The 14,499-nt window shown below is 67.1% G+C and carries 10 protein-coding genes; 3 read left to right on the forward strand and 7 right to left on the reverse strand.

All coding sequences use genetic code 11. From position 1 onward, the window contains the following. Positions 1-133 precede the first annotated feature (133 nt). Positions 134-442, reverse strand: a complete 309-nt coding sequence (locus SB764_RS29800) for a DUF3331 domain-containing protein (protein ID WP_065059471.1) — start codon at positions 440-442, stop codon at positions 134-136. Positions 443-924: 482 nt separating this feature from the next. Between SB764_RS29800 and SB764_RS29805 the strand changes: the two genes are divergently transcribed. After that, a complete protein-coding gene (locus SB764_RS29805) occupies positions 925-1,992 on the forward strand; it encodes an AI-2E family transporter (RefSeq protein ID WP_065059472.1) in 1,068 nt (355 codons plus the stop codon). Between the two features lie 82 nt (positions 1,993-2,074). On the opposite strand, the gene SB764_RS29810 is transcribed toward SB764_RS29805, so the two are convergent. Together SB764_RS29810 and SB764_RS29815 are read right to left on the reverse strand one after the other, a co-directional pair. Then, complete coding sequence (locus SB764_RS29810) at positions 2,075-2,902, reverse strand: alpha/beta hydrolase (RefSeq protein WP_065059614.1); 828 nt, start codon at positions 2,900-2,902, stop codon at positions 2,075-2,077. A 360-nt stretch (positions 2,903-3,262) separates the two neighbouring features. Further along, the gene (locus tag SB764_RS29815) at positions 3,263-4,363 is read right to left on the reverse strand and encodes an OpgC domain-containing protein (RefSeq protein ID WP_065059615.1); all 1,101 of its coding nucleotides are present in this window, start codon (positions 4,361-4,363) and stop codon (positions 3,263-3,265) included. Between the two features lie 855 nt (positions 4,364-5,218). Between SB764_RS29815 and SB764_RS29820 the strand changes: the two genes are divergently transcribed. Continuing rightward, on the forward strand, positions 5,219-6,082 hold the full coding sequence (locus SB764_RS29820) for a peptidoglycan DD-metalloendopeptidase family protein (RefSeq protein ID WP_410865858.1): 864 nt from the start codon (positions 5,219-5,221) through the stop codon (positions 6,080-6,082). Between the two features lie 106 nt (positions 6,083-6,188). Here the strand turns inward: SB764_RS29820 and prpF are convergent, their stop codons facing one another. The 4 genes from prpF to prpB all read right to left on the reverse strand — a co-directional run bounded on the left by prpF (position 6,189) and on the right by prpB (position 12,296). After that, positions 6,189-7,379, reverse strand: coding sequence for a 2-methylaconitate cis-trans isomerase PrpF (gene prpF, locus SB764_RS29825; protein WP_065059474.1), 1,191 nt, complete (start codon positions 7,377-7,379; stop codon positions 6,189-6,191). Between the two features lie 64 nt (positions 7,380-7,443). Continuing rightward, the gene (gene acnD / locus SB764_RS29830) at positions 7,444-10,035 is read right to left on the reverse strand and encodes a Fe/S-dependent 2-methylisocitrate dehydratase AcnD (protein ID WP_074986673.1); all 2,592 of its coding nucleotides are present in this window, start codon (positions 10,033-10,035) and stop codon (positions 7,444-7,446) included. 151 nt (positions 10,036-10,186) lie between these two features. Beyond that, a complete protein-coding gene (gene prpC, locus SB764_RS29835; RefSeq protein WP_065059476.1) occupies positions 10,187-11,353 on the reverse strand; it encodes a 2-methylcitrate synthase in 1,167 nt (388 codons plus the stop codon). Between the two features lie 52 nt (positions 11,354-11,405). After that, positions 11,406-12,296 (reverse strand): methylisocitrate lyase, encoded by an 891-nt coding sequence (prpB, locus tag SB764_RS29840; RefSeq protein WP_065059477.1) that lies wholly within the window; start codon positions 12,294-12,296, stop codon positions 11,406-11,408. A gap of 200 nt (positions 12,297-12,496) precedes the next feature. On the opposite strand from prpB, the gene prpR reads away from it, so the two are divergent. Beyond that, positions 12,497-14,494, forward strand: a complete 1,998-nt coding sequence (gene prpR / locus SB764_RS29845) for a propionate catabolism operon regulatory protein PrpR (protein ID WP_410865859.1) — start codon at positions 12,497-12,499, stop codon at positions 14,492-14,494. Positions 14,495-14,499 lie beyond the last annotated feature (5 nt).

Below are 14,499 nucleotides of genomic sequence, written 5' to 3' on the forward strand. Positions count from 1 at the left end.
AGTGGCGCCGTGTCGATTCGTCGATCAGTGCACGATTGTTATCCAATCGATGCGCGATTGTTACGATAATGACTGCTAATGCCTTGGTCCGCTTTCGCGCGCCTCCGGTCGGCTTTCGACCGTTTGCGGCGCGTCAGGCCGCTTCGCTGAACGGCACGTTGGCCACGAGGTCGCCGAACACTTCCGCAGCGATCATCACCGACGCATTCAGCGGGGCCGGCCGTTCAGCCGGCTTGAACACGGCGTCACCGCGGCGGATCTTGCGACGCGACACGGCGCAGGTTCCCGAGGTATGCGCCGAGCGGCGTCGCCAGCGCTGCTCGCCATAATGGCAGCGGCCGGGTTCGACCCAGCGGATGACGAGCGCTGAATCCGTCTGCTCGAGGATCTCAATGCGTTCACCGTTGGCACCGTCAAGCGCGAGACACGCTTTCTTTTTCATTGTCGGCTCCGTGAGTGGGATGCCGCGAATGTAGTCCTCTGCGACGCCAAGTGCCATTGTGTCGGCGTTGAAACACCATTCCAAAATCGGCAACAATTGCCCTGCGACACCATGCGTTTGACGAAGGAATGGGGGTTTGCGGGCGATCAAAGTCCGACATCTCGAATTTGTGCAACGCAGTGTTGTGCGTGGCGCGACATCGAAATGCGCGAGAAAGGCGGGGGTGGAACGCCTGGGCGGCGTAGGGATCAGACTGGAAAGCGGCGTTTGACGTACCGTTCGAGGTGCCGCCAAGGGCACTTGACCTGCGCGCCGGCCGCCCTCATTTCGTGTTTTGGTCTGTCGCCCTTATGCTGGCGGCTTGCTGCGGCGCGTTGTTCTACGCGCGCTTTTATGCGTTCTGGTGATTTTTTGCCGCTTGCGGCGCAGGCCTTGCTTGCATGGCTGCCAGAGCCGTCCTGTCGAATTGCCCCCGAGGTTACATGATTCATCGCCCGCCTGCTCCGAACTCCGCAAACGAGCAAAAAATCCAGCGCGTCGCCTCGGCGGCCCTGTTCGCCGCGCTTGTCCTCGTCGCCCTGTGGGTCGTGCGCGAATTCGTGCCGGCCGTCGCGTGGGCGGGCGTCGTCGCCATCGTGCTGTGGCCGGCCTACCAGGCCGTCGAGCGCCACCGTCTGTTCAAGGGCCGCACGACTTCGCTCGCCACCGTGCTGACGCTGGCCGTCGCGCTGCTGGTCGTCCTGCCGATCACGATCACGGCGATCCAGGCCGGCGGCGAGGCGCACGACCTCTACCAGTGGCTGCGCACCGCGCAGGAGAACGGCGTGCCGGTGCCCGACGTCGTCTCGCGTCTGCCGTTCGGCAGCCATCAGGTGAGCGACTGGTGGCAGGCGAATCTGGCGCAGCCGCTGAAGGCGTCGCCCGCGATGAAGAACCTGCACGGCGACGCGATCGTCTCGTTCGGACGTCACTTCGGCGCGCGCGCGCTGCATGCGTCGGTGACCTTCGGCTTCATGCTCGTCACGCTGTTCGTGATCTTCCAGGCCGGACCGCGGCTGTCGGGCACGGTGATGCGCGGCGCGCGCCGCGCGTTCGGCGCGGACGGCGCGCAACTGCTCCAGCGCATGGCCTCCGCGGTGCGCGCGACGGTCACGGGGCTCGTGGTGGTGGGGCTCGGCGAGGGCGTGCTGCTGGGGGCCGGCTATCTGATCGGCGGCGTGCCGCATGCGGCGCTGCTCGGCACCGTGACGGCGGTCGCGGCCATGCTGCCGTTCTGCGCGCCCGTGGTGTTCTGCCTCGCGGCGCTCTGGCTCGTCGTGCAGGGCTCGGTGGTCGCGGCGGTCTCGCTGGCCGTGTGGGGCTTCGTGGTGGTGTTCGTCGCCGAGCATTTCGTGCGGCCCGTGCTGATCGGCAATTCCACGCGCCTGCCGTTTCTGCTCGTGCTGTTCGGCATTCTCGGCGGCGCGACCACGTTCGGCCTGATCGGCATCTTCATCGGCCCGGCGCTGATGACCGTGCTGATGGTGCTGTGGGCGAACTGGGCGGAGTGAGGGTTGGGCGACGCGTGAAGGCGCGGCGGGCGAGCGATGAGCGCGTCACGCGCCGGATCCGTCGATCGCGCCTTGGCCGTCCTCAGTGGACGCAGGCGAGCGCGTACTTGAGCGCGGCGGGCAGCAACTGCCGCCAGACCGGCCAGACGTGTCCGCCGTCGACAATGCGCAGCGCCGCCGGATTGCCCGCCTCGCGCAGCCGCGTGTAGAGCAGCGACGATTCGGCCTGGATCACGAGGTCGTCGTCGCCCGAGGCGATGAAGAAGGGCACGCGCCACGGCCGCCCGAAATAGCCGCTCCACAGCGCCGGATAGTTGAGCGTGCGCCAGATGTGCGGATCGAACTGGTGATCGCCGAACACACCCACGCGCCGAGCCGACGAGGCCGGCGGCGGATCGCCCGAATAGATCGCGGGCGAGAGCAGCAACGCGCCGCAGAACATCTCGGGATGCTCGAGCGTGTAGCGCAGCGCGCCGAACCCGCCCATCGATACGCCGCCGATCGCGCGGCCGCCGCGGTCGTCCTCGACTGCGAAATGCTGTTCGATCTCGGGCATCAGGTCGTTGAAGAACGCCGTCTCCATCTTTTCCTTGCGATCGACGTACCAGTCGGTGCCGCCTTGCGGCATCACGATCACCACGGGCGGAATCTCGTGGCGCGCGATCAGCGCGTCGGCGGCGGTTTGCAGGTCGCCCTGGGTGATCCAGTCCATCGCGTCGCCATTGTTGCCGTGCAGGAGGTAGAGCACCGGATAGCGCGCGGTGTCGGCGCGATAGCCGCTCGGCAGATAGACCACGTACGGCCACTCGCGATTGAGCGCAGCGGCGTGGAAAGTGCGCACCGCGATCGTGCTGGCCGCCGCGAGGGTCGGCGTGGCGGCCAGCGCCGCGAACGCCGCTGACGACGTCATCGCGACGAAACCCGTCGTCGTCGCCATGCGGGCGAGGGCGCGCGTCAGGCGGCGCGTCGCTCGGCAAGCGACGCCTTGCGCGGCACGGAGCGAGGCCGATGGCGTATCGGCGCGCGCGTTGGAGTTCGCAGCGGTGGCCGCATCAAAGCGTGCATTGAACAGCGAGCCGAACGGCGCGGGGCGGAAGGAGCTGCGCATGACGGGAAAGCCGGTCTCGAAGGCACGCCTGCGGCGCGGGGTGATCATGCTAGCAGCGGTGCGCGCGGCCAGGAAGCGGAGGATATTCGCGTGACGGCCGACGGCGCGTGAACGACGCGTGAGCGACGCGCCGACGACGCGCGCGCCCGGCCGCCGCCCGCCTCAGGCCGACGCCTTCGCGCGCGAGGGCAGCAGCCGTTTGAGCGGATCGGCGGCGCGCACGACGATGAACAGCGCGGTGAGCGCCACGGCGTCGGCGGTGAGGCCGAGCGGCACGTCGAGATAGCCGTCGGTGTACCAGTAGAGCACCGAGTCCACGGTCAGCGAGATCACGGCGCCCGCCACGAACGAGAGCATGCCCTTGCGGCCCACGAGGCCCACCCACGGCAGCGAGGTCGCGAGGCGCTTCGCCCAGCCGAGCCGGATCATGTGCGCGACGAGCCACGCGATGCCGAAGAAGTTCAGCGCGCGGAACCAGGCGAGATTGCGCTTGAAATCGCCGTCGAGCGGCGTGTTGCCGAGGTGCAGGCGATAGATGGCCGCCGCCCCGACCACGGCGAGCGCGAGCATCGTGACGACGGTGCCGAGCTTCGGCCGCGCGGTCACGCTCTGGAACACCGGCTGCGCCTGGGCGATCACGCCGGCCATGAACATCAGTTGCCAGCCGAGCGGATTGAAGTCCCAGTGCACGTCGGCGACATGCGGCAGATACGGCGTGAAATGCGGCGCGACGCCCCACAGCGCGAGGCTGATCGCCGCGAGCAGCCAGGGGCGCGTGCGCGCGAGCGGCAACGCGAGCGGCGCGGCCAGCGCGAAGCATGCATACATCGGTAACACGCCCGCGAGATAAGGCTGACGGCGTAGCAGCACGATGTCGCGCAGCGCGGTGCCGGGCGCGAGCATGAGGTCGTCGAGATCGGTGGTCGCGAGATTGGGGGCGTCGACGTTCAGTGCGGTCAGGATGGCGGTGACGAGCAGCATCAGCAAGGCCGTGACCACGAACGCGCGATAGATCTCGAAGGCGCGCTTGACGAAGCGCTGGCGCGCAGCGGCCTCGGTGCGGCGCGCGCAGAGCGCGGCCCAGGCCGTGGCCGTGGCGTAGCCGCCGAGGAAGACGAACACTTCGGCGGCGTCGCAGAGCGCGTAGGCGTGCAACGTCACGCGCGAAATAATGCTGCCGCCGATATGGTCGACGACGATGATGAGCAGGACGAGTCCGCGAAAAAAGTCGAGTTCGACGAGACGATTGGATGACTGTGACATGGATCCGGCGCCAGACGCGAGCGGCGCGGGGTCCGGAGCCGCCGGACGGCGCGCACGGCCGGACTGGCGCATGCAAAAAATAGGTGCTGCGAAAAAAAACGGCGAGGCGCGGCGAGGCCGGCGGCAAGCGTTGATGAGCGACGGCAGGCACCCGCAAGCGGTGGCCTCGTTGGCGCGCCGGGCGGAGAACAGCCTGGTCAGCCTGGCGGGGCCAGTTCGCCTCGTTGACGGCGGCCGCCAGGGCCGTCGCGGCGCAAACCGGGAGGGCGCGGCAACGCGCGAGTCCCAGGAAAAGACCGGATGGACGCCTCAGGGTTCCCGTGACAGGCGCGCTGACGCTCGTTGAAGGCAATACTACCTTAATTTTCAAAGGGCTTTCAGCGTGCAAGCCGGTTCAAGTTCTCGAATTTCCTGCCGATATGCAAAAGAGATTACACCGTGAACTGGCGCTATTTGTGCGCCCCCGTTGTGAGTCCAGAAGGCGGAGAAGGCCGTCTGACGGGCGTTGGCTGGGGAATGCCCGGTTTTTTGCGTCGCCGCGCGAGCGGCTTCGACGACGCTGGGTCGGGCGAGTTGTATCAGAGGTATCAGAGTGTTGTCGCAGCCCTGATATATGTGAAGCGCGCTTTACAATGCCGGGTGTTTCGGGAAGGACGCTATTGAGCCGTAGTGCGACTTTTGTACGACGGTTGGAGCGTTTTGCTTGAAGAAGCACGTAATTTGAATGCAGATGGAAGCGGGCTGGACGCGAGCGTCCGGGGTTGGCCAGGAGAGGCGGGAGCGCGCGACGACGCTGCAAACCGCACGATGCCACCCGGACGACGCAAGCCGCCGCGCAGCACAAGGAGCTAAAACATGTTCGAAGATCGTCAGGGTCAGTGGACCTACGGTCTGTCTCGCTTGCGTGCCGGTCTCGCCGGTGTGGGCCTGGCCGTTTTGCTGGGCGCCTGCGCAAACGTTGACCAGCAGCAAACCCCGCCGACGTCGCAGCCGCAACCCGACCCGTCGGCTTCGGCCACGCCCGCGTCTGGCGCGGCAGCCAGCGCCGCCCAGGCGGCTCAAGCCGCCGCCAGCGCGCCGGTCACGCGCGTCGTCACGAAGACCACCTACGTGCGCGTGCGCCGCGGCGACACGCTGCAGCGCATTGCGTCGAGCCACAACGTCTCGGTCCGGGACCTGTCGGCGTGGAACCGTTTGAAGTCGAATAGCCGCCTGCGTGCGGGCCAGTCGCTGAAGATCGTCTCGAAGCAGACGATCACGGTGCAGGCCGCCGCGCCGGGCAACGCCGCACCCGCGAACACCGTGCAAAGCCGCGCCGTGGCTGCCGAGGTGGCGCGCCACGCGAGCAGCGTGACGCTCGTGTGGCCCGCGCAGGGCCGTGTGGTCGAGCCGTTCGCGGCGGGCACGACGCGCGGCATCGAGATCGCAGGCAAGCCGGGCGATCCGGTGATCGCCGCCGCCGACGGCAAGGTCATGTATGCGGGCACCGGTCTGAACGAGTACGGCAGCCTCATCATCGTCCAGCACAACAAGGACTTTCTGACGGCGTATTCGCACAATCGCCGCCTGCTGGTGAAGACGGGCGACATGGTGCATCAGGGTCAGCAGATCGCCGAAATGGGCAACGAGAACAACGACCGCGTGGCGGTGCTGTTCGAGGTGCGCCGCGACGGCAAGCCGGTCGATCCGATGCCGTATCTGCCGACGCCGCAGAGCTGAAATCGCGCGTCGCGCCGAAAAACACAAACCGCCCTGATGCGTTGCTGCATCAGGGCGGTTTTTTTATTGCCGCGAACGGTGATCGTGCGCTTCCGGCAAACGCGACTTAGAACGCGTCGCCCGGCACCCGCACCCAGCCTTCCATCAGCACGCGCGCGCTGCGGCTCATGATGGCCTTGGTGACGGTCCATTCGCCTTCGTGCTGGCTGGCTTCGGCGCCCACGCGCAGCGTGCCCGACGGATGGCCGAAGCGCACCGCGTTGCGCTCGCCGCCGCCCGCCGCGAGATTCACGAGCGTGCCCGGAATGGCCGCCGCCGTGCCGATGGCCACGGCAGCCGTGCCCATCATGGCGTGATGCAGCTTGCCCATCGACATCGCGCGCACCAGCAGATCGACGTCGGCAGTTTCGACGCGCTTGCCGCTCGACGCCGTGTACGCCGCCGGCTTCGCGACGAAGGCGATCTTCGGCGTGTGCTGACGCGTGGCGATTTCGTCGAGCTGCTTGATGAGGCCCATGCGCAGCGCGCCGTACGCGCGGATGGTCTCGAACTTCTTGAGCGCCTCGGCGTCGCTGTTGATTGCGTCCTGCAATTCCGTGCCCGTGTAGCCGATGGCTTCGGCGTTCACGAAAATGGTGGGAATGCCGGCGTTGATCATGGTGGCCTTGAGCGTGCCGACGCCGGGCACTTCGAGGTCGTCCACGAGATGGCCGGTGGGGAACATCGCGCCGCCCGCGCCTTCTTCCTCGGCGGCGGGGTCGAGGAATTCGAGCTGCACTTCGGCGGCGGGGAAGGTCACGCCATCGAGTTCGAAATCGCCGGTTTCCTGCACCTGGCCATTCGTGACGGGCACGTGCGCGACGATGGTTTTGCCGATGTTGGCTTGCCAGATGCGGACGACGGCGACGCCGTTGTCGGGCACGCGCGAGGGATCGACGAGACCGCTGCTGATCGCGAACGGACCGACTGCCGCCGAGAGGTTGCCGCAGTTGCCGCTCCAGTCGACGAAGGCCTTGTCGATGGCGACCTGGCCGAACAGATAGTCGACGTCGTGGCCGGCGCGCTCGCTTTTCGCGACGATCACGGTCTTGCTCGTGCTGGAGGTGGCGCCGCCCATGCCGTCGATCTGCTTGCCGTAGGGGTCGGGGCTGCCGATCACGCGCATCAGCAGCCGGTCGCGCGCGACGCCGGGTTGTTGTGCGGCCGCGGGCAGATCCTGCAGGCGGAAGAACACGCCCTTGCTGGTGCCGCCGCGCAGGTAGGTGGCGGGAATCTTGATCTGGGGTTGATGGCTCATAAAAATCCCGTGTCGAATTGTGCCCCCCTCTCCCCTGGGAGAGGGGCCGGGGGAGAGGGGCGTGTCAGGCTTGCGTCGATTCCAGGAAGTCTTGCGCAAAGCGTTGCAGTACACCGCCCGCTTCGTAAATCGAGACTTCCTCCGCCGTGTCCAGGCGGCACGTCACCGGCACCTCCACGCGCTCGCCGTTCTTGCGGTTGATCACCAGCGTCAGCTCGGCGCGCGGCGTGCGCTCGCCGCGCACGTCGAACGTCTCCGTGCCGTCGATACCGAGCGTCGTGCGGTTCGTGCCCGCCTTGAACTCCAGCGGCAGCACGCCCATGCCGATCAGGTTGGTGCGGTGAATGCGCTCGAAGCCTTCCGCCACGATCACCTCCACGCCCGCAAGGCGCACGCCCTTGGCCGCCCAGTCGCGCGACGATCCCTGGCCGTAATCCGCACCCGCGATGATGATGAGCGGCTGCTTGCGGTCCATGTAGGTTTCGATTGCTTCCCACATGCGCACGACCTGGCCTTCCGGCTCGATGCGCGCCAGCGAACCTTTCTTCACCGCGCCGTCGACCACGGCCATTTCGTTGACGAGCGTGGGATTCGCGAACGTCGCGCGCTGCGCCGTCAGGTGATCGCCACGGTGCGTCGCGTACGAGTTGAAATCCTCTTCGGGCAAGCCCATTTTCGCGAGGTATTCGCCCGCCGCGCTATTCGGCAGAATCGCGTTCGACGGCGACAGGTGGTCGGTCGTGATGTTGTCGCCGAGCACCGCGAGCGGACGCAGGCCGCGCAGCGTGCGTTCGCCCGCGAGCGCGCCTTCCCAGTACGGCGGACGGCGGATGTAGGTGCTTTGCGCGCGCCAGTCGTAAAGCGGGTCGGTGGTTTCGCCGCTCGCCGCCGTGACCGCGAACATCGGTTCGTAGACCTTGCGGAACTGCTCGGGCTTCACACTCTGCGCCACGATGGCGTCGATTTCCTCGTCGCTCGGCCAGAGGTCCTTCAGAAACACCGGCTGACCTTGCGGGTCGGTGCCGAGTACGTCTTTCTCGATGTCGAAGCGGATCGTGCCCGCGATCGCATACGCCACCACGAGCGGCGGCGAGGCGAGAAACGCCTGCTTCGCGTACGGATGAATGCGGCCGTCGAAATTGCGGTTGCCCGACAGCACGGCGGTCGCGTACAGATCGCGGTCGACGATCTCCTGCTGGATCTTCGGATCGAGCGCGCCCGACATGCCGTTGCACGTGGTACACGCGAACGCGACGATGCCAAAGCCCAGCTTCTCCAGATCCGGCAGCAGCTTCGCTTCTTCCAGATACAGCTCCACGGCCTTCGATCCCGGCGCGAGCGAGCTCTTGACCCACGGCTTGCGCGTGAGGCCGCGCGCGTTCGCATTGCGCGCGAGCAGCGCCGCCGCAATCACGTTGCGCGGATTGCTGGTGTTCGTGCAGCTCGTAATGGCCGCGATGATCACCGCGCCGTCGGGCATCTGGCCCGGCGTTTCTTCCCATTGTCCGGCGATGCCGCGTGCCGCGAGGTCGGACGTGGGCAGGCGCTTGTGCGGATTCGACGGCCCCGCCATGTTGCGCACCACGCTCGACAGATCGAACGTGAGCGTGCGCTCGTACCGCGCGTGCGCGAGCGAATCGGCCCACAGGCCCGCCGTTTTCGCGTAAGTCTCGACCAGCTTCACCTGTTCTTCATCGCGGCCCGTGAGGCGCAGATACGCAAGCGTCTGGTCGTCGATGAAGAACATCGCGGCCGTGGCGCCGTACTCGGGCGCCATGTTCGAGATGGTCGCGCGGTCGCCGAGCGTGAGGCTCGACGCGCCCGCGCCGCGGAATTCCAGATACGCGCCCACGACCTTTTCCTTGCGCAGGAATTCGGTCAGTGCGAGCACGATGTCGGTGGCCGTGATGCCGGGCTGGCGCTTGCCCGTGAGCTCCACGCCGACGATGTCGGGCAGGCGCATCCACGAGGCGCGGCCGAGCATGACATTCTCGGCTTCGAGGCCGCCGACGCCGATGGCGATCACGCCGAGCGCGTCCACGTGCGGCGTGTGGCTGTCGGTGCCCACGCAGGTGTCCGGATAGGCCACGCCGTCGTGGGTGCCGATCACCGGCGACATCTTCTCCAGATTGATCTGGTGCATGATGCCGTTGCCGGGCGGGATCACGTCGACGTTCTTGAAGGCCTTCTTCGTCCAGTTGATGAAGTCGAAGCGGTCTTCGTTGCGGCGGTCTTCGATCGCGCGGTTCTTCTTGAACGCGTCCGGGTCGAAGCCGCCGCACTCCACGGCGAGCGAGTGATCGACGATCAGCTGCACCGGCACGACCGGATTCACCTTGGCGGGGTCGCCGCCTTGATCGGCGATGGCGTCGCGCAGGCCGGCGAGGTCGACGAGCGCGGTCTGGCCGAGAATGTCGTGGCAGACGACGCGCGCCGGATACCACGGGAAATCGAGGTCGCGCTTGCGTTCGACGAGCTGCGCGAGCGAGGCGTTGAGGGTGGCCGGGTCGCAGCGGCGCACGAGATTTTCGGCGAGCACGCGCGAGGTGTACGGCAGCGTGTCCCAGGCGCCGGGCTGGATGGCCTCGACGGCTTCGCGCGCGTCGAAGTAATCGAGCCGGGTGCCGGGCAGGGCTTTGCGATGGGCGGTATTCACGGCTTGGGGACCAATGGTTTGAGTAGGGTTGCAGCGGATTGCCGCGGCGCGCGGCGCAGGCGACGACTTCACGCCATCACTCTACGCATGCGCGCCGCCGTCGTGCAGTCGTCCGTATGGTCTATGCCGTCCGGACGACTGGCGGAGCGGATCAGCGCTTGCCGATCGGCACGAACTTCAGGTTTTCCGGGCCGGTGTAGTTGGCGCTCGGACGGATGATCTTGTTGTCGATGCGTTGCTCGATGATGTGCGCGCTCCAGCCTGCGGTGCGCGCGATCACGAACAGCGGCGTGAACATCGCGGTCGGCACGCCCATCATGTGGTACGAGACGGCGCTGAACCAGTCGAGGTTCGGGAACATCTTCTTGACGTCCCACATCGTCGATTCGAGGCGCTCGGCGATTTCGAACAGCTTGAGATTCGACTGCTCCTTCGAGAGCTTCTTCGCGACTTCCTTGATCACCTTGTTGCGCGGGTCCGAGATCGTATAGACCGGATGGCCGAAGCCGATCACGACCTCCTTCTTCTCGACGCGCGCGCGAATGTCGGCTTCAGCCTGATCGGCGTCGTCGTAGCGCGACTGGATCTCGAACGCCACTTCGTTCGCGCCGCCGTGCTTCGGACCGCGCAGCGCGCCGATCGCGCCCGTGATGGCCGAGTAGATGTCCGCGCCCGTGCCCGCGATCACGCGGCTCGTGAAGGTCGAGGCGTTGAACTCGTGCTCGGCGTACAGATTGAGCGAGACGTGCATCGCATCGACCCACGACTTCGACGGCTCCACGCCGTGCAGCAGATGCAGGAAATGGCCGCCGATCGAGTCGTCGTCGGTTTCCACTTCGATGCGCTTGCCGTTGTGCGAATAGTGATACCAGTACAGCAGCATCGAGCCGAGCGAGGCCATCAGGCGGTCGGCGATATCGCGCGCGCCCGGCAGGTTGTGATCGTCCTTTTCGGGCAGCACCGTGCCGAGCACGGAGACGCCCGTGCGCATCACGTCCATCGGATGCGCGGAGGCCGGCACCCATTCGAGCGCCGCCTTCACGTTCGCGGGCAGGCCGCGCAGCGCCTTGAGCTTCGTCTTGTACGCGGCGAGTTCGGCCGTGTTCGGCAGCTTGCCGTGCACCAGCAGATACGCGACTTCCTCGAACTCGCACGCGGTGGCGAGGTCGAGAATGTCGTAGCCGCGATAGTGCAGGTCGTTACCGGTGCGGCCGACCGTGCACAGCGCCGTGTTGCCCGCCGCCACGCCCGAAAGCGCGACCGACTTCTTGGGCTTGAAACCGCCTGCGGCCTGCGTGGTGTTGTCCGTTTCGCTCATGATGTCTTCCTCTTTCTGGATGTCTCGAATGATTGGGGGCGGCGCGCGCCGCTTACTTCTTCGCCGCGAACAGCGCGTCGAGCTTGTCTTCGTAAGCGTGATAGCCGAGGTACTTATAGAGATCCTCGCGCGTCTGCATGGTCGACACGGCGGCTTTTTGCGTGCCGTCGCGCTTGACCGTCTCGTAGAAGTTCAGCGCCGCCGCGTTCATCGCACGATACGCGCCGCAGCAGTAGAGCGCGATGTCCACGTTCGCACTGTTGAGCTCGTCGGTCGTGAAAAACGGCGTCGAGCCGAACTCGGTCAAATTCGCGAGGATCGGCACCTTCACGGCCGCGCGGAAGCGGCGGTAGTCGTCGAGCGTCTTCATCGCTTCGGGGAAGATCATGTCCGCGCCCGCTTCCACGTAGGCGATGGCGCGCTCGATTGCGGCGTCGATGCCTTCCACGGCGGCCGCGTCGGTGCGCGCCATGATCACGAACTGGTCGTCGGTGCGCGCGTCCACGGCGGCCTTCACGCGGTCGACCATTTCGTCGGTGGAAACGACTTCCTTGCCCGGGCGATGACCGCAGCGCTTCTGGCCCACCTGGTCTTCGAGGTGCACGGCCGCCACGCCCGCCTTGATGAACGACTTGATCGTGCGCGCGATGTTGAAGGCGCCGCCCCAGCCCGTGTCGATGTCGACCATCAGCGGAATGTCGACCGCGTCGGTGATGCGGCGCGCGTCGATGAGCACGTCGTCCATCGTGCTGATGCCGAGGTCCGGTACGCCCAGCGAGTTCGCGGCCACGCCGCCGCCGGACAGATAGACGGCCTTGAAGCCGGTCTGCTCGGCGAGCTTCGCGGCGTAGGCGGTGATCGCGCCGACGACTTGCAGCGGGTGTTCGGTAGCCACGGCGGCGCGGAATTTCGCGCCGGCGCTCGAGGGGGATTTGCTGTTCATGTGTTGATTCTCCGAGGGAACGGGCGCAGATACTGCAGATACCGTGCCAGCGCGAAGGCCTGCCGCTAACGCGTTGATTTTGCGCCGGATCGCGGCGCGTGTCGCTCACGCCCCGATTTCACAAGTGAAATGTCGATTTCAAATTTGAAATAGAAGCGCAATAATGAAAAGAATCTCGTGAAATCCGCCGCAACCCACTCATGAACCGCTTTCCCGCACCTTCGGAATTCCGCCCGCGCGTCTGGGCGATGGGCATCAGCCGCCTGCGCGACCTGTTCCGCGACATCGCGCGCGAATACGACGACCGCGCCGACCTGCGCGTGGTGCCGCGCGGCTTCGAGGAGGCCGCCGCCGAGATCGCCGCCGCCGCTCCGGGCCAGCGCCCCGACGTAGTGGTGGCGGCCGGCTCGAACGGCACGTATCTGAAGTCGCGCGTCGATTTGCCCGTCGTGCTCGTGCAACCCACCGGTTTCGACGTGATGCAGGCGCTCGCCCGCGCGCGCCGCGAGGCCGATCTGGTCGCGCTCGTCACGTATGGCGAGACGCCCAGCGAGGTGCGGCGTTTCGCGAGCGCCTATGGCATCGACGTGGTGTTCGCCTCGTATCGCACTGTGCAGGACGCCGAGGCCTGCGTGCTCGATCTGCGTGACCGCGGCGTGGGCGCGGTGGTCGGGCCGGGTCTCGTCAACGATCTCGCGGCGCGGCTCGGGCTGGTGCCGTTCTTCGTCTATTCGCGCTCGTCGGTGCATGCGGCGTTCGGTAACGCGCTCGAAGTCGTGCAGGCCACGTGGCGCGAGACGCAGCGGCGTCAGCGGCTCGACAGCGTGTTGCAGCATCTGCGCGACGGCGTGGTCGCGCTCGACGCGCGCGGCCGCGTGGAGGCGATCAATCAGCGTCTCGCGGGCGTGCTGGGCATCGATCCGTCGGCGGCGGCGGGGCAGCCGCTCGCCGCGCTCGCGCCCGACATCGCCTTCACGCTGCCCGACGCCGACGGCGAATCGCTCGAAACCGTGCGCGGCGTGAGCTATGTCGTGCATCGCGGGCCGCTGGTCGACAACGGCGTGACCACGGGCGCGGTGCTGACGTTCCAGGAATCGCGCGCGGTGGAGCGGCTCGACCGCACGCTGCGCTCGCGGCAGCGCACGCAGCAGTTCGTGGCGCGCTGGCGCATCGCCGATCTGAGCGGCGCGACGCCCGGCATCGCGCGCGTGCGGCAACTGGCGCAGCGTTACGCGAAATCGGATGCGACCGTGCTGATCCGCGGCGAAAGCGGCACCGGCAAGGAGGTGGTCGCGCAGGGGCTGCATCGCGAAAGCGCGCGGCGCGATTTTCCGTTCGTCGCGATCAATTGCGGCGCGTTTCCGGAGGCGCTGCTGGAGAGCGAGCTGTTCGGCTACGAGGAGGGCGCGTTCACGGGCGCGCGGCGCGGCGGCAAGGTCGGGCTGATCGAGGCGGCGCATCGCGGCACGCTGTTTCTCGACGAGATCGGCGAGATGCCGTTGCCATTGCAGAGCCGCTTGCTGCGCGTGTTGCAGGAGCGCGAAGTGGTGCGGCTGGGCGCGACGGAACCGACGCGCGTCGACGTGCGCGTGGTGGCCGCGACGCATCGCGCGCTGACCGAGCAGATCGAGACCGGCGCGTTTCGCGCGGACCTGTTTTATCGGCTGAACATTCTGAATCTGGCGATTCCGCCGCTGCGCGAACGGCATGCCGATATCGAGCCGCTCGCCGCCGAACTGCTGCTGCAATCGGCGCGACGCGAACCGCGCGTGGCGCTCAGAATCCGCACCCAGGACGATGCGGCGCGAGCGCTGGCGCCGATCGGCGGCGCGCTCGAACGCCATGCGTGGCCCGGCAATGTGCGCGAGTTGCAGAACGTGGTCGAGCGGATCGTGGTGGAACTCGCGGATTCCGATGTGGACGTGATCACGCCCGAGGTGTTGCGCGCGATCGCGCCGGAAGTGTTGGCCGCGCCGCGCGAGGCGTCGGCGGGCGATGCGTCGCGCGACGTCGGCATCGATACGCCGCCTGAATCCGGCGACGCGCCGCCGACGCTGCGCGAGCGCACCCTGAGCGCGCAGGCCGACGAAATTCGCGCGGCGCTCGACGCTTGCGACGGCGATCGCGAGCGCGTGTGCGAACAGCTCGGCATCAGCAAGACCACGCTGTGGCGGCGCTTGCGGGCCGCGAAGCGCTGATCGTG

This window comes from Paraburkholderia sp. SIMBA_027 (assembly GCF_046535315.1).
Taxonomy (GTDB): domain Bacteria; phylum Pseudomonadota; class Gammaproteobacteria; order Burkholderiales; family Burkholderiaceae; genus Paraburkholderia; species Paraburkholderia tropica.